The 17,925-nt window shown below is 62.1% G+C and carries 25 protein-coding genes and 4 tRNA genes; 10 read left to right on the forward strand and 19 right to left on the reverse strand.

The window, feature by feature from the left end:
• Nucleotides 1-117 precede the first annotated feature (117 nt).
• Together AU197_RS09555 and AU197_RS09560 are read left to right on the forward strand one after the other, a co-directional pair.
• Nucleotides 118-519 carry a phage holin family protein gene (locus tag AU197_RS09555; protein WP_197415502.1) on the forward strand — a complete coding sequence of 134 codons (402 nt, stop codon included), beginning with the start codon at nucleotides 118-120 and terminating at the stop codon, nucleotides 517-519.
• Entirely contained in the window at nucleotides 516-812 is a 297-nt protein-coding gene (locus tag AU197_RS09560; protein ID WP_064402310.1) for a DUF3618 domain-containing protein, read from the forward strand. Before AU197_RS09555 ends, AU197_RS09560 begins: the two co-directional genes overlap by 4 nt.
• An 8-nt stretch (nucleotides 813-820) precedes the next feature.
• Here AU197_RS09560 and AU197_RS09565 read toward each other — a convergent pair whose 3' ends face one another.
• Nucleotides 821-1,228 carry a pyridoxamine 5'-phosphate oxidase family protein gene (locus AU197_RS09565; protein ID WP_064402311.1) on the reverse strand — a complete coding sequence of 136 codons (408 nt, stop codon included), beginning with the start codon at nucleotides 1,226-1,228 and terminating at the stop codon, nucleotides 821-823.
• 176 nt (nucleotides 1,229-1,404) lie between these two features.
• Here AU197_RS09565 and AU197_RS09570 point away from each other — a divergent pair, with 176 nt between their 5' ends.
• Nucleotides 1,405-1,698, forward strand: coding sequence for a hypothetical protein (locus AU197_RS09570; RefSeq protein ID WP_064402312.1), 294 nt, complete (start codon nucleotides 1,405-1,407; stop codon nucleotides 1,696-1,698).
• A gap of 52 nt (nucleotides 1,699-1,750) precedes the next feature.
• Here the strand turns inward: AU197_RS09570 and AU197_RS09575 are convergent, their stop codons facing one another.
• The gene (locus tag AU197_RS09575; RefSeq protein WP_064402313.1) at nucleotides 1,751-4,480 is read right to left on the reverse strand and encodes a helix-turn-helix transcriptional regulator; all 2,730 of its coding nucleotides are present in this window, start codon (nucleotides 4,478-4,480) and stop codon (nucleotides 1,751-1,753) included.
• Nucleotides 4,481-4,663: 183 nt separating this feature from the next.
• Nucleotides 4,664-4,738: transfer RNA gene (locus tag AU197_RS09580), tRNA-Val, on the reverse strand.
• Between the two features lie 299 nt (nucleotides 4,739-5,037).
• Between AU197_RS09580 and AU197_RS09585 the strand changes: the two genes are divergently transcribed.
• From AU197_RS09585 to AU197_RS26885, 6 genes are all read left to right on the forward strand, one after another.
• A tRNA-Gly gene (locus tag AU197_RS09585) sits at nucleotides 5,038-5,110 on the forward strand.
• 27 nt (nucleotides 5,111-5,137) lie between these two features.
• A tRNA-Cys gene (locus AU197_RS09590) sits at nucleotides 5,138-5,208 on the forward strand.
• A gap of 13 nt (nucleotides 5,209-5,221) precedes the next feature.
• Nucleotides 5,222-5,296 (forward strand) — tRNA-Val (locus AU197_RS09595).
• 101 nt (nucleotides 5,297-5,397) lie between these two features.
• Nucleotides 5,398-5,724 (forward strand): hypothetical protein, encoded by a 327-nt coding sequence (locus AU197_RS09600; RefSeq protein WP_064402314.1) that lies wholly within the window; start codon nucleotides 5,398-5,400, stop codon nucleotides 5,722-5,724.
• Nucleotides 5,721-6,029, forward strand: coding sequence for a hypothetical protein (locus tag AU197_RS09605; RefSeq protein WP_064402315.1), 309 nt, complete (start codon nucleotides 5,721-5,723; stop codon nucleotides 6,027-6,029). Before AU197_RS09600 ends, AU197_RS09605 begins: the two co-directional genes overlap by 4 nt.
• Nucleotides 6,030-6,070: 41 nt before the next feature.
• The gene (locus tag AU197_RS26885; protein ID WP_502687873.1) at nucleotides 6,071-6,394 is read left to right on the forward strand and encodes a DUF6907 domain-containing protein; all 324 of its coding nucleotides are present in this window, start codon (nucleotides 6,071-6,073) and stop codon (nucleotides 6,392-6,394) included.
• A 64-nt stretch (nucleotides 6,395-6,458) separates the two neighbouring features.
• On the opposite strand, the gene AU197_RS26815 is transcribed toward AU197_RS26885, so the two are convergent.
• From AU197_RS26815 to AU197_RS09640, 7 genes are all read right to left on the reverse strand, one after another.
• A complete protein-coding gene (locus tag AU197_RS26815; protein ID WP_197415503.1) occupies nucleotides 6,459-6,773 on the reverse strand; it encodes a GNAT family N-acetyltransferase in 315 nt (104 codons plus the stop codon).
• A 174-nt stretch (nucleotides 6,774-6,947) separates the two neighbouring features.
• The gene (locus AU197_RS09620; RefSeq protein ID WP_064402318.1) at nucleotides 6,948-7,415 is read right to left on the reverse strand and encodes a hypothetical protein; all 468 of its coding nucleotides are present in this window, start codon (nucleotides 7,413-7,415) and stop codon (nucleotides 6,948-6,950) included.
• 604 nt (nucleotides 7,416-8,019) lie between these two features.
• Nucleotides 8,020-9,108: an MBL fold metallo-hydrolase gene (locus AU197_RS26820; RefSeq protein ID WP_197415504.1), complete on the reverse strand. Its 1,089-nt coding sequence runs from the start codon at nucleotides 9,106-9,108 to the stop codon at nucleotides 8,020-8,022.
• Complete coding sequence (locus AU197_RS26250) at nucleotides 9,101-9,739, reverse strand: hypothetical protein (RefSeq protein ID WP_156434365.1); 639 nt, start codon at nucleotides 9,737-9,739, stop codon at nucleotides 9,101-9,103. Before AU197_RS26250 ends, AU197_RS26820 begins: the two co-directional genes overlap by 8 nt.
• Nucleotides 9,736-10,455, reverse strand: a complete 720-nt coding sequence (locus AU197_RS09630) for a hypothetical protein (protein WP_064402320.1) — start codon at nucleotides 10,453-10,455, stop codon at nucleotides 9,736-9,738. Before AU197_RS09630 ends, AU197_RS26250 begins: the two co-directional genes overlap by 4 nt.
• A gap of 135 nt (nucleotides 10,456-10,590) precedes the next feature.
• The gene (locus AU197_RS09635) at nucleotides 10,591-10,806 is read right to left on the reverse strand and encodes a hypothetical protein (protein ID WP_156434366.1); all 216 of its coding nucleotides are present in this window, start codon (nucleotides 10,804-10,806) and stop codon (nucleotides 10,591-10,593) included.
• Nucleotides 10,806-11,147 (reverse strand): hypothetical protein, encoded by a 342-nt coding sequence (locus AU197_RS09640; protein ID WP_156434367.1) that lies wholly within the window; start codon nucleotides 11,145-11,147, stop codon nucleotides 10,806-10,808. The genes AU197_RS09635 and AU197_RS09640 overlap by 1 nt, the downstream gene beginning before the upstream one ends.
• A 183-nt stretch (nucleotides 11,148-11,330) precedes the next feature.
• On the opposite strand from AU197_RS09640, the gene AU197_RS09645 reads away from it, so the two are divergent.
• Nucleotides 11,331-11,867 (forward strand): hypothetical protein, encoded by a 537-nt coding sequence (locus tag AU197_RS09645; protein ID WP_156434368.1) that lies wholly within the window; start codon nucleotides 11,331-11,333, stop codon nucleotides 11,865-11,867.
• An 87-nt stretch (nucleotides 11,868-11,954) separates the two neighbouring features.
• Here AU197_RS09645 and AU197_RS09650 read toward each other — a convergent pair whose 3' ends face one another.
• The 9 genes from AU197_RS09650 to AU197_RS09685 all read right to left on the reverse strand — a co-directional run bounded on the left by AU197_RS09650 (nucleotide 11,955) and on the right by AU197_RS09685 (nucleotide 17,822).
• Entirely contained in the window at nucleotides 11,955-12,767 is an 813-nt protein-coding gene (locus AU197_RS09650; protein ID WP_064402324.1) for a hypothetical protein, read from the reverse strand.
• Nucleotides 12,768-12,770: 3 nt separating this feature from the next.
• Nucleotides 12,771-12,956, reverse strand: coding sequence for a hypothetical protein (locus tag AU197_RS09655; RefSeq protein WP_064402325.1), 186 nt, complete (start codon nucleotides 12,954-12,956; stop codon nucleotides 12,771-12,773).
• Nucleotides 12,938-13,321 (reverse strand): hypothetical protein, encoded by a 384-nt coding sequence (locus AU197_RS09660; protein WP_064402326.1) that lies wholly within the window; start codon nucleotides 13,319-13,321, stop codon nucleotides 12,938-12,940. Before AU197_RS09660 ends, AU197_RS09655 begins: the two co-directional genes overlap by 19 nt.
• Nucleotides 13,318-13,620 carry a hypothetical protein gene (locus tag AU197_RS09665; RefSeq protein ID WP_064402327.1) on the reverse strand — a complete coding sequence of 101 codons (303 nt, stop codon included), beginning with the start codon at nucleotides 13,618-13,620 and terminating at the stop codon, nucleotides 13,318-13,320. The genes AU197_RS09660 and AU197_RS09665 overlap by 4 nt, the downstream gene beginning before the upstream one ends.
• Nucleotides 13,617-14,570 carry a P-loop NTPase family protein gene (locus AU197_RS09670; protein WP_197415505.1) on the reverse strand — a complete coding sequence of 318 codons (954 nt, stop codon included), beginning with the start codon at nucleotides 14,568-14,570 and terminating at the stop codon, nucleotides 13,617-13,619. Before AU197_RS09670 ends, AU197_RS09665 begins: the two co-directional genes overlap by 4 nt.
• Nucleotides 14,571-14,803: 233 nt before the next feature.
• Nucleotides 14,804-15,088, reverse strand: a complete 285-nt coding sequence (locus AU197_RS09675; RefSeq protein ID WP_156434369.1) for a hypothetical protein — start codon at nucleotides 15,086-15,088, stop codon at nucleotides 14,804-14,806.
• 196 nt (nucleotides 15,089-15,284) lie between these two features.
• On the reverse strand, nucleotides 15,285-15,476 hold the full coding sequence (locus AU197_RS25975) for a helix-turn-helix transcriptional regulator (protein WP_082696589.1): 192 nt from the start codon (nucleotides 15,474-15,476) through the stop codon (nucleotides 15,285-15,287).
• A 233-nt stretch (nucleotides 15,477-15,709) separates the two neighbouring features.
• Nucleotides 15,710-16,867 (reverse strand): tyrosine-type recombinase/integrase, encoded by a 1,158-nt coding sequence (locus AU197_RS09680; protein WP_064402329.1) that lies wholly within the window; start codon nucleotides 16,865-16,867, stop codon nucleotides 15,710-15,712.
• 292 nt (nucleotides 16,868-17,159) lie between these two features.
• Nucleotides 17,160-17,822 carry a hypothetical protein gene (locus AU197_RS09685; RefSeq protein ID WP_064402330.1) on the reverse strand — a complete coding sequence of 221 codons (663 nt, stop codon included), beginning with the start codon at nucleotides 17,820-17,822 and terminating at the stop codon, nucleotides 17,160-17,162.
• Nucleotides 17,823-17,925: the final 103 nt, after the last annotated feature.

Genomic DNA, 17,925 nt, shown 5'->3' on the forward strand with positions numbered 1-17,925 from the left:
CCGTCGCCACAGAGATCACGATCGGGAGATGCATTCAAAGGCGACTAGGGGTTTCGGCCCTGCTGACCACGGGCATCACTGTCGCGACAGGTCAGACAAGTCAGAGGTTGGTATGTGATGACGGTGGAATCGAGACCTAGCGCCGACGCGTCGATCGGCGAGTTGATGAGCCAGTTGTCGACGCAGACGTCGCGGTTGATCCGCGACGAAATGCGCTTGGCGCAGAAGGAATTTCAGGAATCAGCCAAACATGCCGGGATCGGCGCGGGCTTGTTCAGTGTGGCGGGCTTGCTGGCCTTCTTCGGCGCGGCGACGTTGATCGCCGCGGGCGTGGCGGCGTTGTCTCTCGTGCTGCCGGTATGGGCCGCGGCACTGATCGTCGCAGCGGTGCTGTTCGTGATCGCGGGCATCGCGGCTCTGGTGGGACGCAACCAGGCTCGCGAGGTCACGCCGGCGGCGCCGAAGACAGTCGAGACGGTGAAGGCCGACATCCAGGAACTGAAGGACGCCCGATCATGACCGCACCGACTCCACGCCCCGAGCCAGGACCGGATGCGGGCGTCGACGACATCCAGGCCGACATCGAACAGACCCGCCACGAACTCGGCGAGACCGTCGAGGCGCTACAGGCCAAGCTGGATGTGAAGACGCGCGCGAAGGAGAAGGTCGACGAGACCAAGGAGCGCGTCGCCGAGAAGGCGGACACGCTGCGGCATACGGCCACCGACAACCCGAAGCAGACGGTGCCGGTCGCAGCGATCGTCGCGATCCTCGCGGTGGTCGGGATCATTGTGTGGCGGCGAAGGCGCTAGAGCGTCCGTTACGACCCGAAGCGGAAGCGACGGCCGGTGACACGTCGCGGAAGCACGCGGATGTAGTGGTCCTTGATGTGCGCGGTCCACGGCAGTAGTTGCGCGCTTTTCGCTTCCTCGAGGTCGTCATCGTCGTGAACGGTGCGTGCGACGCCTCGAACGATCACGCTCCAACCTTCGGCGACGTTGTGATCGTCGGCTTCGAAGAGCACGTCGCGGTTGACCGCAGTGCTGACCAACTTGGTGCCCTGCGCCGTGCGAAACAGCAGCGTCTTGCGCTGGACGACGAAGTTCACCGGAAAGATCTCGGGAACCCCGTCAGCGCTGGTGACCAGTCGCCCCAATGACACGCTGCCCAACAGGCTCCAGCATTCGCTTTCGGGAAGGATCTCGCCGGGCGGCTTCTCTTCAGACATGACGGCTTGCGCGCTTCGCGCCGATGGCTACAGGCATGGTGCGAGTCTAGGGAGGTGAGGGGGCGTAGCGCGTGCCGAGGGAGGTGCGGCGTGGTCGGTCGGGCCGCGCGCTCTGAACCCTCAAAGTAGGGAATCTCCCGATTCCTTGTCATCCGGTTCCGCATAGCGTGCGGGACATGGATGCTTCGGTGGGTTGCGCTTCGTGCTATTTCGCAGAGTGGTATCTGGCGAACTTGTCTCAGGACGCGGTGGAGCGCCTGGTTACGAGGCTGCAGGCGGCATTGGAGAACAGCGACGGCGAGATCAGTGTGGTGCGCCTCGTGGGTGCGGTGGCGGTACCCGAGGACGAGGTCTTCTACGGCGTATTCGCGGCGACGTCGGCGGAGATTGTCACCGAGGTTTGCGGGCGTATTGGGATGCCGCCGGGACGGCTCACGGCCAGTGTGGGAGCGTGGTTTGCGTCAGCTTGATTCGGAGGATCGGCGCGCGCACTTCGTCCGCCGACCTCAGTCCGCGCCGGTGCTAGCGATGTGGGGCCATACGCCTGCCCAGTTCAGCGCGGGTGCGAATACCCAACTTGCGGTAGACCCGGCTCAAGTGATGTTCCACCGTTTTCGCGCTGATGAACAAGGTCGATGCGATGTCACGGTTGGTCATTCCGGTAGCGGCCAGTTCGGCTACTCGCTGTTCGGTTGAGGTGAGTATCGATTCGCCGGCGCGGCTGCTCTTGGCGCGGGACAATTCGGCACGCGTGCGCTCGGCCCATATCGAGGCGCCCGTGTCTTCGAAAGTTTTCAGCGTTTCTCGGAGGGTATTTGCCGCTGCCTCTTTCAGGCGCTGGCGCCGCTGCAGCTGACCGAGGAGCAACCGAGTGCGCGCAAGTTCAAATGGCATCGAAGTCCGTTCATGTTCCGCAAGCGCCTCACGAGCAAGTTTTTCTGCCTCGGTCAGATCACCCTTCGTCGCAGTGAGCATTGCTCGACAGCGCAGGGCGGCCGCAATCATCCAAGCGCGGTCCAGACGGTGTCCATTGCTCTCCAACAGATCGGTCACCGCTGCAGCGTCTGTGACGTTGCCCAGGTTGATCATCGCCTCGGCGGCGTAGGGCGCCCACCAGGCCGTTATCAATTCTGTACCCGGCGGTGTCGAGCCCAGGCACGCCAGAGCCGGTTCGAAATGACACATGGCCTCGGCATGGTTGCCAAGCGACACCTCGAGAAACCCCAAGATCATGTGCGGCCAATTCTCAACCCCCGGCGCCCCGCATCGCCGCGCAGCGACCAGAGCGGAGTGCGCGGCGTCGCGGGTGTCTTGCTCGCGACCGGTGAAGGCCGACACGGCGGCAGTGACGGTGCCCGCAATGGCCAACGGGTGGTCCCCGCCGAGTTGTTGGGCGCGTTGCATCGAATCCTCGGCGATTCGTGTCGCCTCCGCAAAGCGGCTCTGCCAGATCTCCATCAGGGTCGCATGGATGGCGATGAACAGGATCTCGCTATCGGAACCACGCTCCTCGCAGGAGCCCCGCAACGACTCGGCATACGCGCGGGCGGCGTCGAATTCCCCGGCCCACGACAGCACCTGGAGTGCGGCAGCTCGTGCACACAATGGCACCGGCACGTCGCTGCTCTCATCGTCCAGCTGCAGTGCCCGCTCAAGCGCAGTGAAGTCAATTCCATTGCCGTACAGGGCGTTTACGGTCACATAAGTCGCCAAGGCTTGGCTGATCAGGCCGGGTTCCTCGAGAGAGTCGGCGATCGCGGTTCCCTCCGCGGCGTTACGCAGGGCAGCCTCGTAGTGAGTGGCGGTGGCCTGTGCGAAGGAAAGCATCAGCAGAGCACGCACCCTGATAGCGGGATGATCCGCGGCATTGTCCAGGGCTCGCTCAAGTTGTACGGCCGCTTCATCGAACGTGTTGTCGTACACGAGAATGCCGCCATGCAGGATCAGTGCCAGGGCTCGTAGCGGTCCGTCCTCCAGCTCAACCAACGCAGGCCGCAGCACCTCTGCGGCCCGTTGGGTGTTCCCGGCACGCAGGTGATGTTCGGCCGCCCGCATTCGGCGCATCGGTGTGCCGCCGCCCAGGTTGATCACGAATTCAAGCAGTTCGGCCGCGGCCGCAGGCGCGCCGCGATGCCGAGTCGCCTCGGCTGCTGAGTCCAGGGTCGCGAAAGTCGCCTCGTCGGCAGTCGTAGCGGCAAGTGCAAGATGGCGCGCTTTGAGTTCCGGCTGCACTTCGACGGACGCCAAGGCACGATGCATGGCTCGGCGACTGGCCGCAGAAGCCTCGCTGTACACCCCGTAGGCGAGCAAGGGATGCGCGAAGCGGACCCGGCTGCCCTCTATCTCGACGACGCCATCGGATTCGACGGCTTCGAGTACCTCCATAACGTGTTCGACGGTCGAGTCGGTGACCCGGGCCAAGAGGTCGACAGTGGGCGCCGCCACAGACGCCGCGGCTAGCAAGACCCGCTTGAGGTCCCCGTCGAGTCGCCCGACGCGCATGCGTACCAAGTCGGCCAGGGTGGCGGGTAGACCCGGGCCGGCGGGTGGTTCGCTTCCGTCGATCACACGAGCGAGTTCAAGAGCATAGAAGGGATTGCCGCCCGATATTTCTGCGATTCGCACGAGCACCACGCGGCTGAAGGAATGCCCGATTCTCTGCAACAGCAACTGATGTAGAGCACCAAGACTCAACGGCTGCAGCCGGATTCGAGCCATCTGTTCGGCGCTACTTAAAGTCAGCCACTCCTCTGCACGGCCCTGCCCAGGATCGCAGCGTTCGGTGGCCAGCACACCGATGCGGCCGCGTAGGCGGCGGATGACGAAGCCGAGCACCACGCGGCTGGATGCATCCAGCCACTGCACGTCATCGATCGCCACCAGCAGCGGTGCGGCCGCCGCGAGGTGTTCGAGAAGCGTGCCCACGGCGGCGGCTACGACGCGGTGATCGATGGGTGGACCGTCGCCGTCTGCACGCAAGAGCACCCGGTTCACGGCAAGTTGCTGGAGCTTTGGCAGTTCGTCGATGGTCGCGGTGTCGATGTCGGCGAGCAGATCTGCCACGGCGGCGTAGGCCAGCACCGACTCGGTCTGATGTCCGCGTGCGGAGAGGGCCCGAAAGCCCCGTCCCGATGCGGCATCCAAGACATTCAGCCAGGCGGTGGTCTTACCGATACCCGCTTCACCCTCGACGAGGAGTCCCGCTGGCTTGATCTGAGCCGCTGTGAGAAGCCGTTCAGCAGCCTCCTGCATCGCGGGACTTCCCCCAGCCGCCATAGGCCACATAATCGCAGCATCGTTGCTGTTCGCGCGGGTAAACCTCGAACGGAGGGCAGATCGAATCGCCGGTGAGATATGCGCGCCGACCCCTTCGGAGGGCGTCACTGAAGGCAACCGTCATGTCGGGCTGTAAAGCAACGAGTGCACTTTTGCTGTTGGTGGTCCCGGCTGGGTTCGAACCAGCGACCTTCCGCGTGTGAGGCGGACGCTCTCCCACTGAGCTACGAGACCGGAGAGTCGACCGAACGGCCGAACGACGTCGAACACTAGCACGATCAGCATCGCGGCCCGAATCCACCGACGGGGATCAGCGCCGATGGCTGGGTGATTTCGGCCGGCCGCGCCGGGTTGCCGAAGTGGGGTCGCGTGATGTCGGCTCGATGCGCAGATTCTTCGTCTCTCGCGAGCCGTACCAGCCGTTTTGCGATGTGAACGGGCAGCGACGCACCGGCGAACGTCGGGATTTGTGCAGCTACACTTTGGTGGACTATCGTCGTCCTTCGCGACGGGCGACGAGTCGTTCGTGGCGCGCGGATGTAGCGCAGTTGGTAGCGCATCACCTTGCCAAGGTGAGGGTCGCGGGTTCGAATCCCGTCATCCGCTCGAAGGTGCAGTGGCATCAACCCCAGCGGTGGAGTGGCCGAGTGGTGAGGCAACGGCCTGCAAAGCCGTGCACACGGGTTCGATTCCCGTCTCCACCTCTACGAAGGTTCGGCGCGATTAGCTCAGCGGGAGAGCGCTTCCCTGACACGGAAGAGGTCACTGGTTCAATCCCAGTATCGCGCACCACTGTTTGTGCAGTTCAGAAGCTGTTTCTCAGCCGACGAACGGGCGGCGTGCAATAAACGTGCAATAGCTCCGGTGTCAGACCGACCCGAGAGGATGCACGCATGACCACCACCACCACCACTCCGCCTATCCCCTGGCCCCTCGGCGCAACCCAGGTCACCGACTGGGCCGACGTCGGCAAGCCCGATCAGTTCCGTTGCTTTGCCGGCCCCATCCGCCGGGTCCCGGAGATCTGCTATGAGGACGGCACGCCAGCCACCGTTTCAATCGACGGCACTCAACTTTTCGACGACACAGTAGAGGAACGCTGCATCCGCCTTGCGGGTGTGTCGTGGGAGGACATGATCACGAGCGAAGTGGCGCGGAAGCTCGCTACCGCGCTCTTGGGGGCAGCGGATGACCTCGACCGGCTGGAGGGTCCCCGATGAGCACGACCACCATCCCCGACATGCCGCTCCCTCCCGGAGCGCACACCCTCAGCACGTGGGCTGACTGGGACTACAAGTATCGAGTCGTGTGGACTGAAGACCGATCGCTGGAGGGCCACGACGCAACCGTCCTCGGCGCGGCAATACAGATGGCAGACGGCCACATCGACGACGGCACCCTCGAAGAAGCGCCCGGAGTCCATATCGAGGTCACGTCAGCGCAGATGACTACCGAGCAAGCCCGCCGGTTCGCCGCCCTGGCCCTTGCGACGGCCGACGAACTCGACCAGTGGGTTCAGAAGTGAACACCACACTGCACCTTGTGCCCAACCCTGTGCAGCCAATCGTGTGCACGCCCTGGTGCGGCCGCGGGGATGGCCACCTGGACGAGTGGTGCCGCGAGGATCAAAGCTGCTGGGGACCGGCTGACTACGTCGAGCTGGAGTTGGAACCGGCGGAAGTCGAGGCGGCGGGGAGGTTCCCGACGAGGTTTGGTGTCATGCCGCACCGCCAACACGACGACGCGCCCGTCGACTGCTACCTGCACATCGAGCTGCCGGGGCGGGACGTCGACACCTCCGCCCGTCTCACGCCCCCCGAGGCGCGGAGACTCGCTGACGCCCTTATCGCTGTCGCCGACATGCTCGAAGGAACCGAACCCATCACCTGAACGTGTTGTCAGATATCTGACACCTGTTCGGCCCGCCATCTTCTCTCCTGATGGCGGGCCGAACCTATACGTGCCTAATAAAGAGCGTGCGGTAGAACTGCGGCTCGGTTGGATGGTAGTAACGCCGCCACCGCAGCGAGGTCCAGAACTCGTCAGCCTCTTCGCTGAACGCGACGAGCGTTCGACTCGGATGGTCGGCTTCCAGTCGGCGGATGATCTCGGTGCCAATCCCTTGCCGTCGGCATTGCTTCGATACCTCGATGAACTGGATCTCAAGAGCGTTTCGTTCGAAGCCGGCGTCAACGCCGTAATGCGCGAAGTGCACACTGTCATCCAGCTCTACCCTCCCCACCTCGCAATCGCCGCGGAGCACCTGCAAGTACCACGGGTCATCTCGTAGGTAAGGCGGGTTGTCCCACCAATCGGCGGTGAAATCCTCGGAGTGCTCGAACGGCGTCCAGTCTGTACTTGCTCGCCCGCCGCGCCGCGCTCGACCAGTCGAATAGTCACGGCTTCAGGTTCTCTCTTCGAAAACGACTCGAGTGGTCGCTCGTCAGTCAATCAACTCGTATGGCACTTGGTTGTAATACCTCTCGAAGCCGCGGTGCCCCGCTAATTCGTCTAGGAGTCGGGCGACGCTGTAGTCGTAGCGCGTGATGCGCAGCCCTTGGTGACCTTCACCGAGGGGAAGGATGCATCGGGCCCCATCGACATATACGTAGTTGATTCGATCGACCAGCGATCCTCGCCAGAACACGTCAACGATGCTGATGTGCCGAATCTCTTGATCAGGGAATGCCTTGGACCACTCGAAGTTGAGTCCTTCTCGGTGCGCACTCTCCGGCATCCCGTAGGCGATTGTGAGGTCGATGTCAGGCATATAGACCGCCACCTCGGAGTGACTGTCGGTTTCGATTCCCGATGTGTCACCGGGACCGGTCCATGAGCCGAACCGGTAGCGGTAGGTACTGCCGATGCGATTTATCCTGTGCCACTCCGATGCAGTGGAGTCGGTGATCATCCTGCGCAGTTGATGGAATTCCAATGGTGTCCCCCACGATGTTGGCTATTCGCATCGCGATGATACGAGTGACCTGCCGTAGCGGTTGGGGGAATCTACTTAAGTCTCTCCCTCTTGTTGGGCTTCGAAGATTCGGTCGTAGCACCATTGCTTGACTCCTTCGTCACCGGCAGCGCCGGCCAATGCGCGACGGACATTGTTTGTGAGGCGTTGACGCATAGCTTCAAAGCCTCCCGGTGGTCATCCGCCGACTGGCTCACCGCCTTTGGTGCCGTCCTATTGGACTGGCTTGTACGGCCGGCTGCCCGGAGTCGGGTGACCACCGGGTCTCTTGGACGGGTAGGGGTCCGGGGGGTGGCCCGAGATGACGATCATCGGGATGGATGCCCATAAGTGCACGCGCATGCTGGTGCTATTGACAGTGGCGGACGGAAGCTCGCTCAGAAGACTGTCACCGCAACCACTGGCGATGCCGAGGCGGTCCATTGGGCGACAACTCGTTCGGCCAACTAGCGCATGCCAACCCAGTAGAGGTCTTGTGTTTGATGAGCGGGGGCGGGTGTAAACCGCCATAGAAAGTGCGCGTACCCAGCCCTGGGTTTCGTTAGAGTTGCAGTGCCGGTGCGAACGTCTCAACCCTCCAACTTTCACTACCGCAAACTTTGCGAGCTCTTACTTGGCCGGCGTAGCCCCAGGCCCGAACATCGGCCGCAATGGTGGTAAGCGCGGCACGAGTGGTCCGTAGTGCCTTTGACGGAGCTGGCGGCCTCGGATTCGCGGAGCAGTAGACCGCCGTCGAGAGGCGCTTCAAGCGTTGAATGTCGTCGGGTGCTGGACGCGGCTTTCTTCCCGCCCGGAACGGGGCGAGCAGTGATATCACCTCGCCGGAGACGAGTTGAGTCCAGACTTCGTCATGATGGGCGTTCGGCGACCCATGGTGAGGAATCTTGAAGACCGATGCGAGCGGGTCTGGTCGAAAGGTTGCTAAGACGGCCTGCCATCCGCAGTTGGTTGGTCCCTCGAGCAAATCTGCTCCGAGGAGCACCGCTGTATCTCCCACAACTACGAGCAGAGCTACGGCGAGTTCGTTGGGGTCCCTCCCACCAAGGCGCCGTCGGTCTTCGGCCTTCGCAAGCCCAGCCTCCAGGGCGACTCGAGCACGCTCTACAGCGTGATCAGATGGCGAAAGTGCGGTAATGGATACTTCCGGTCGGTCCCCTGTCGGCTCTCGCTTAAGCAATGGGCGCTCTTCAATCGCTTTCTTGAGCGTCTTTCCCGATCGCCTTTTAACTTCTGCGAAGATCGCGCGATATTCGCTACGGATTGACTGGCGTAGGCGCTCTTCAATCGCTTTGTCCGCTTCCAAATCTCTAAAGAATTCCTCCGCAGTCAGCGCAACAGAACATACGAATGTTGCGGCTCGGCATGCTTCGAAGACGCGACCGAGCCCGGCTATATGGTCATCATGAGCATGAGTACCCACCACCAACTTGACATCAGTCGAGACGTTGACACCAATGCTCGCGAGATATTCAAGAGCCGGGATCTGATTCGTCTGCTGATCGATACAGGAGTCAACGATTATCCACTCGCCGCCTCCAATGTGGAGGGCGATAGACTCACCTTTGCCTGGACCGAAAATCGAAACTTCGATCTCGTCAGGCCTCGGCGGAGGCAAACGAGAATCAGTCAATATAGCGAGCCATCTCGATTAGCTCGTCCTTCGCCCGTCGAGTCTGCTCCGCTACTTCGTCCGCCGTCCACGTTCCTAGCCTGCGCAGTCGAATGGTCGATGTGTCATGGGGACCAGTTTCGTCGCGAATCGTACGTACGGTGACATACACCACGTCACCCCTCTGTAGGTCTTCTTCGTCGGACAACCGGTCCCGCGTGAAATCGGCTATCACCTCAAGACCGCCGCCGAAGGGAGTCATCGCAACGGAGAAGAAGTCTTCATCTACGTCCAAAACCCTCCCTTCCCATTTCCGGAGACCCGTGACTCGATAGGCTGGCGGCGGTTCCCAGAACTCATCTTCCCGATTCCCTGACCCTCGAGAACGGGATTGCAGCTTGTCGGCCAATTTGTTGATCCGGCGCAACGTCAGCTCAGCCGAAAAGGAGCCAGCCTGCGTCTGTCCCTGATCACGGCCGATGGCCGTCTCCGTCTCAGCCGAAGACCGATCCTTGGGTTCATTAGTCGTCGTATTGGGGAGAGTCCCGAATCGATGCGGGACTTCGCGAACCAACCGGCGCCGAAAGTTCTTTAGCTTCTCCGAAGCATCTCGATCAGTGGCGTCTGCACGGCGTTGCTCGACTACCGTCATCCGATCCTCGCTATCGCGTTAACCGCTGCATTAGACCGCTCAATGCTTGATTCCCAATTGTTAAGTAAAATTTCGGTCACCACGGGGATATTGCTCGCTGATGGTTCTATCGGCTTAGCTTCTTGTGCTTGAGCCCAAGCCTGTTGGCGTGTCTTCGGGTGTTCCTCAACAACTTCGAGACTGAAGTGGTCATTGTGCGAGACGTAGACGTGGCCCGGGAACCTCAGTGAGGGCTCCACCCGGATCTGAACTCGCCCGCCGAACTTGTCAGGTCGCTGACCCCATACCACGACATCCCGTGTTACCGGCAGCGATACCAGATCCTCCCAGAATGCCTTCGGCACAAGCTGATCACCAATAGCGTGATACTGCTCGGTATCGCGCGGAGCGAAGTGAAGATGTCGGTTGATGCCCAAGGCGCCAACCGGCGTGTGAGGAAGCGCATTCAATATGCCAACGACAACGTCCCGAGCGCGCTCAAAATCGGCTGGATCCATAACGTTAGCCTGCAATGCGTCACTGGCTACTTGGCAGTTGAGCCAGCCCGTCGAGAAGGAAGCGAAGTCGCTTGTAATAACGTCGATGCTCGCAGTTGTGAAGTCCCTAGCACCTATCAATTCCTGCTGCAGCAACCACAACGGCGAGAAGATTGCAGCGTTGAAGTGACCTCTTACGACGACCGCCACCCCGTCAAGGGCTACGTCAGCCTTGATCACGGTCGAACCCCGCCACCCGGCACCCGTACATGATTGCATACAGGAGATTCCTTCGACGTGACGACGCGGATCATCGCAGGCGCCAGCGCCGCACTCTAACGCAACTCAATTCCTGGAGCTACTGTGTGGCTTCCCTCAATTCCAGAGCATCAAACTGCCCGCTTCCGTACCGCGCAGGCTGTCCACATGCGCCGCCGCCTCGCCTGCGCTCAACCCGCGTCGATCCACCAGGTACGCCGCCACCTCCTGCGGCGTCATCCGGTCCCAAAGCAAGCCCGCCGACTCTGCCCACTCGACGTTCGCCGGCTTATGACTCGCACTCGTCGTCGACTTCTCCGCTTCGCGGGCCATCACGCCTCCCGATTCCAGCGATAATTGGCCGCCCGCTGATGCCGATCCGACTTCGCCTTGCCGTCCCGGAACTCCAGCCGCGACAACAAGTCCACGACCGTCTTGTCGAGCAGCCGCAACTCCCCCGACAACGACACCAGCACCGTCGGCCGCGCATCACCGGCACGCTCAGCGTCGAAGACCGCCCGCACCACCTCAGCTCGGTCGGCCGTCGCCGCAGCACGTTCAATCACATCCAGCTCAAGTTCTGACCACTCGAGCTGCTTGCCCAACTGACGAGACGCAGCCGCGAGCGCCTTATCGACATCCCTGCGGATACGCTGACCAGCACTAACAGTCATCGCGCCACCTCAGAACTTTTCTGAGCATTGCATCGTGGCAGGCACGCTTTGCCGACCGCGCCCCTAGTCCGGACGTGCTGGGGGACTACCCCCCTCGGTCGATTCGGCTTCGTCTGACAAGAGGCGAGGATTTTTGAGAACATCGCAGCGGCCGATTCGGCAAATCCGCGAAAGGTTATCAAATTGAATACAGCGAACATTGACCTCGCGAATGTGGTCGCGGCGCTCGCGGCCGTGGTCGCCTTGGCCCTGTCGATCCTCACCTGGCGGCGCCAGAACGCGCAAGAACAGAAGGCGTACCTAGTACTGGCTTTAGAGCTCGAGCGTGTCAGCACCCATCGGCTGATAGCGCATACATCACTCGAGAACCGTTCGCCAACGGTAAAGCACCTCGACACCGTATTCCTGCTTGTTTGTCCCCACAACGAGGAGGCCATCGATGCCTGCAGGACGCTGACGGCCGAACGCTTCGGCGAAGTGAACGAATACAACGACCTGTGCGGGCTCGCCTTGAGGGAACCAGTCATTGACGATCACCGAATGCTAATGCCGCTCGACTACTACACCCAGGAAAATGTTGAGGTTGCCGATGAAGTGCTGACCTACGGAGCGGTGATCGACGTCGAAAAGCTCTCTCCGGGTGACGCCTATAGCGTGAGATTGATCCTGTTTGGTCCCGACCGATTACACCGGGTTGTTCACAGAGCTTTCGTTCGCTGACTTTCAGTCGCTCGAGCGGACGGCGGCGCACCTGGTCAAACCTTCTGCGAGACAACGGCCAAGAAAACAGTGTCTCTCCTTTCTTTCTCACGAGATCGGTTGCGCCTCAGACGACTCGCTGTCTTCGGGGTCGATAACGGTGCGCCGCCACTGCCCCCGTCCGACTTCTTGGTGCCGCTCTTCGAGGGGTTTCGCCTTGCGGTAGGCCGTGATGTTGTCGAGGTCGGCGGCTCGGATGGTGGCGCCGAGTCGGATGAGTGCGCCCCATCTGCCGGTGCGTCCGTCGGTGGTGTTCCAGGCTTCCCACACTTGGCGGCGGTGTAGGCCAGATGTGTCGGCGGTGAGTGGTATCAGGACTTCGTCGGTGTTGGCGCGGATGCCGGCGAGGGTGGCTGCTGCTACCAGTGCCGGCAGGGTGGCGTTGAGTTGTGCTGCGAGTTGTTGTGCGTCGGACCAGGCGGTGCGGCACTTGCTGTCCGCGGTGACGATCTGATCGGGTTCGGTATCTGGGTCGATGACGCGCATGGCCGCCGCGAGTTTGGTTGCGGTGTTGGTGAAGGATTCAGCTAGCTGCTGGTAGTTGGGTTGCGCGTGTGGGGCGTAGATGTCGCGGAGTCGGGCGAGTACAGCGGCGCGGACGCTGGCGGTGACTTGCGCTTCGGCGGGTGGGAGTGCGGTGGCTTCGGCGAGGGCTTGGGCGCGTAGGCCTGCGATGGTGGACTCATCGGTGCCGTCGATGATCGCGTTGGAGAGCGTCGTCAGCGTGGGTGCTTGCAGCATCGTGTAGTTCAGGAAGTTGTTTTGGACCTGCGCCCAGGTTTCGGGTGGTTCGACACCCGCGGCGGCGAGTGTGTCGACAGCGCCGGTGTGGGCGTCGTAGGGGTCTTGATGGTGGAGCATTGGTCAGTCTCCTAAAGCTGCGCGAGTAAGGGCGTCGGAGTTGTTGAGTGCGTTTGGGTCTTTTGCGAGTTCGCGTTCGATGAGGGACTTCACGTCGACTGTGAGGCCGGTGCGGGCTTCGGTGACGAGTTCACCGAACTCGGAGTCGGTGAGGCTGGCCAGGATGCGTGTCAGTTCCCGTCGGTCCACTGCCGGCCCTCTCTGTGTTCGTCGATGGCTTGCTGGTCGAGTAGCCACCGGCCGTTGATACGTCGACCGCCGAGCTTGAGGGCGAGGCGACGAACTTGCCGACCTGACAACCCCAATTGCTGAGCTGCTTCGTTGACTTCCACTGTCGGAACAGACTGCACCGCAACCGTTTCGCCGACGTCCATGTGTCCATTTGCGGACGCGTGGGCGAGGGCTTCGGCCAGCTCGAGGTAGAGGCGGCTCTCAGGCAGACCCGAGAGGCGCCGTGATCGGATTCCGATCTTCACGGCGTCGAACGCCGCCCGCAGCGCCGACCCCTGCAACAGGACAACACCGGGCCACACTTGAATTTCGGGTCTGCTCATTGCGGGTGTTCCCCGTCATTCGGCCTGACCAGCCGCAGTTGCGGAGGTGGTTTGGTCGCTTCGTCATAGCCGGCGATCGCTGCGCGTAGCCGTTCGATGTCGGCCCGGTCGAGTGAGTACGGGCCGAGTTCGAGGTGGAAGTCGGCGGCCTGATCATGCACCAGCCGCAACGGCATCGCACACCAGCCGTCAGTCTCTTCGAGGTGTGGTTCGACGTAGCCGTAGTGGTCGAGGATGACGCGGCCGTACTCCGCAGTTGCGTGGCTGTAGGCGCTGTCAAGGATCGGGAAGTCAGTCATGAGTTGTCTCCGTTCGGTTGTGTGCGTTGTTCGCGCCATGCGCGGAGCGCGTTGGCTGCTCTTTGTCTGCGCCACTTGAGGCGGCTCTGTACGTCATCGACACTTTCGGGTGGCGGGTCAAGGGTGTCGATTGCGGCGATGTCCTCCGCGGGTGCGGACTCATCGTCATTGCGCTCGCCGTCGGCCGGCGGATAGATCGCCCACTCCAGAAGCCCTTCGCTGAAGGCCAGCAGCTTGAAGGTGCCTGCGACTGGTTCGCGGTCACCAACAGGGCAGTGTTTCCGTAGTCCGCCGTGGCGGTCCTTATTGATGACGAGGGTGGCGCTGCCGCCGTGGTCCGGGGTGAATGGCTGTTTGGCCTTTACCCGTAGTGAAACCCCGCCGATAGCGCGTCGTTTGGCGGCTGTGCCGCCTGGGCCGACTGCGCGCGAGTCGGCGCTTTTCGCGAGGTGATCGACTGCAAGCACTGCAGACCCGGCCTTGGCCAATGGCTTCAACACGTAGGAGTGCGTTGTGGTGAAGTCATCCGCGGAGTTCGAGCTGGACCCGTACATCGGCAGCAGCTCGCCGACAGAGTCCACGATCGCGACTGCGGGCCGCCAGAGTTGAGCGTCGTCAACAACCTGCCGAAGCTCGATCCGGTCCTCGGGTTCGCAGTAGCGAAATCTGTTGATATCGCGGAGGGCGTCTTGTGGCGCCCCGAGGTCGAGCAGGCGGGCGGCTGTCGCGTCGGGACCGTTGTGGTCGAGGTCGATGATCAGTCCGCTGCGGCCGTCCCGCAGCGCCTCTACGAGGGCGACCATGCACAGCCACGTCTTGCCCGATTCGGGATCACCGAACACCCAATTGACTTGCCCCGCATAGAAGAGGCAGTGGCCATCGGTGCGTCGCCCGAGGACCGGCGCCGGCGGTTCCGGGCGCGTCCCATCGAGCAGAGCGGAAAAGTCCACGTAGAGCGGCTTTTCGTCTGCGGTTCCCGGTTCCCGCAATAGGGGTTGGGAACCGGGAACCGGGGATTCCGCTACGTGGCTCCTGGTTCCGTTGTGGTTCCGGGAACCGGGAACTTCTGCGGTTCCCGGTTCCGTACATACGTTGCGGGAACCGGGAACCGCGGCAGGTTCGTCCGGGAACCGCTGTCTTCGTTCGGCAATGGCCTTGCCGTGAGCAGCCATAATGGGGTCAGTCATGCCACCAACCCCTGAGTTCGGGCGTCGACCTCGACGGCGCGGTCACGGGAACCGATGCGCCACATGGCTCGGCAGGTGTCTCGGTCGAGCAGACCAGGTGTGCCCATCTCGTCGAGGTGCTCGATGGCAGCGGCGGCGGCCTCGGCTTGCTTGTCGCTGATCGCGTTACCGCAACGGTGTCTGTCGACTTCGGGGTGGCGGATGCACCCGCATGGCTCTAGGGGTGGCATCCTGCGGGATGCCAGCCAGGCGCGCCGCCGTTGGCTCAGTTGATCGGTCATGCCGCTACCGCCTCCGCGCGGAGGACGCGGTAGCACCGCCAACCACATCCCCGCGACACCGCCACGTTCGCTCGCAAGGGTCGGCGGCAGCGGCGGCAGCGGATAGTAGACTTGGTTGCATCCGCTGTGGTGGTGGTGATGTTTCTATGAGAGGGCCGGTTCCCTGTGGCGGGGGCCGGTTCTCTTTTTGTTTGACTCACACCGCACCGCCAATCGGCTGCTTGAGTGCCTCAAGGTCAGCGCGGTTGATCCGGATTAGCCGAGATCCCTTAAGCCGGTACGCCGGCAGGCTGCCGTCAGCAATACGACGACGAATGAACTTCTCAGAAACGCCAAGCTCGGTTGCCGATTCGGCAATGTCGACGAAGCTTGTTGCGGATTTTGACATGGCTCGCTCCAAGGGTGATGCCTTGGGACGGCCTGAATATCAGGTTAAGGCCGGACATTTGGCGGCTCCAAGGCATAGGTAGTCAGGGACTACGGCCTCTGGCGTCGCGCGGCCCGGTCCATCGCAGATCCGGGTCCCCCTTGTCGGGGTGTCCAGCCGAACCACTTGGGACCATCGCGGTCCTAGCAGTAGCCCGAAGCTACCACGAACACCCGTTCGAGGACGATAGCGCCCTACTTTGGCGTGTCGCCGACCATCCGTGACAGGGCAGCCGCTATCTGTTTGTCACGGCCCTGGGCGGCGTGCTGGTAGCGCATCGCGGCCTGCGGTGTGGAATGACCAAGCCTCTGCATCAATTCAGCCAAAGTGGCGCCGGTTTGAGCGGCCAGTACCGCCCCGGAATGCCGTAAGTCGTGCCAACGGAGGTCTTCTCGTTTGGCCTTCGTCCGCGCCCGATAAAAGTGCCGGTAGAGCGTTGAGGGTTGCAGGTGCCCCCCTGATTTGGCTGGGAACAACAGCGCGTCCTGCTTCGCGGCTACGTGATTCTTCAAGTGATGTTCGATAGCGGGTACAACGTGGGGTGGCAGGGCAACGTCTCTGACGCCGGCATCGGATTTTGGGCTGCCGATCACCCATCCTCCGTCAACACGCACGGCTGCTCGACGTACCTTGATTACCCCGTCGTCGAGATCGATGTCCTTGCGCCGGAGTTCGACTAGTTCGCCGAATCGCAGCGCGCCCCAACATGCCAGCAGCGTCATCGCTTGGTATTGCTCGGGCATCTCCGTCACCAGAGCGGCGAGCTGGTCCGGGTGGAGCGGTTTGGGTTTCACCTTCCGCTCGGCTGTTCCCGCACCGTCGATAAGGCACGGGTTGACCTCGATGAGCCGGTTGCGGCTTTTTCGCGCCGATTCGAAGATCGTCCGCAGCAGCGAATAGGCGTGGGCACGAAGCGTCGGCGTCTCCGTGGCGGTCTTGGCGTACCACTTGTCGACCATCTCGGGTGTGATCGAGCGCAGCGGCTTCTTACCGAAGGTCGGCAGGATGTGTTGCTTCAATAGCTTCTCGTAGTGTTCGCGTGTGCGCGGCCGCAACGGGCGCCCCTTAACGGTGCGGTTGTCGACCCATGTCTCCGCGAACTCCGCGAAGGTCACATCGGGCTTCCGTTTCGTCTCCTGCCCCGCGCCGGGGTTCCACAGTTCGCGGTCGATCTCTTTTCGGCGATCGGACAGCCAGCTTTCGGCGTCGACCTTCGCTGCGAAGGTGCGTGGCGCGGTGTGGAGTTGGTTATCGGGGCCAAGGTATGAGGCTTGGTACCGCCCCGAGGGGAGCTTGCGGAGGCGTCCGAATCCGCGTCGGCTGCGCGTCACTGTTTCCTCTCGGCGTGCAATAAACGTGCAATAGCAGACTACACGGGAGGGTACTTGCGTCCACTCGCGTCTATGGGTACTGTTTGCCGTGTTGCCAGTTCAAAGGCCTTTTGATGCTGGTCAGACACACACCGGGGCTTTGCATAGGTACAGGTTCAATCCCAGTATCGCGCACCACAGTTTGTGCAGCTCAGCGGTTTGCAGACCGGACCGACGTCGCCGCACGGGGTACAGACTCCGTTCACCAGACTGATGAAGCGCGCAGAAGGTGCCCTGCGACAAACTCGGTCGGTGCTTCAACAAAACCGCGGCGCTAATCCGTCTCTACGCCGTAGCCACCACGGAGATCCTTGTGGGCGGCCTTCAAGAGTTGCTTGCAGAGCTCCACCAGCGCCTCGACGTCAAGTTCCGACTCATCGCCGAGTCTCTTGAGCCATGACCCCTCTTCTTCTTTGAGCTCATCCCACTTGCGCTCCGCAAAGATCGCTTGTTCGTCGGTCGGCGCGAGGTCGCCTGCGGTCTGGATGAGGCGCCTCTTGCATGCATCCAGTTGTGCCAGTGAGTAGCCATGCTCACGGAACTGGCGGTCCCATTCGTCGAGCATCAACTCCGTGAGGTCGCGAACCGGCTCCGCGGCATAGATCATCAACTCAGCTATTCCGTCATCCATCCCCAGCCGCACACGGAATTCATACAGCTGCCGGATGGCCTCGGCCCGCCGTTGGCTGAGGCTTTGTTCGGCTCCAGCAAGATGTTCGGCCCCGCGCTTGAGGTGCAGAGTCGCTGAGATGAGGCGCTTCAACGCCGCCTTCTTGTCCTCGCCAGCCCGCTTCTCGTAGTCCAGGACCAGCGCGTGATCCCGTTCCTCTTTCTTGGTTCTCGCGTCGATGCGCTTGGTCCAGATCGCCACGGCCGCAGTCGATGTGACCGACGCGAACGGCACCAACGTGGTGGTCACCGTGGTCGCCCAACTCATCGGATCGAGCGTCGTCGTCGGACCTGCACAGACGCGCCGCAGGTGTGCACGTCGCAGTGGTGATCTCCCACGCCGGTCAGTCTGCCTGACCTGGCCTGAGCGC

This window comes from Mycobacterium sp. IS-1590 (assembly GCF_001500025.1).
GTDB lineage: Bacteria > Actinomycetota > Actinomycetes > Mycobacteriales > Mycobacteriaceae > Mycobacterium.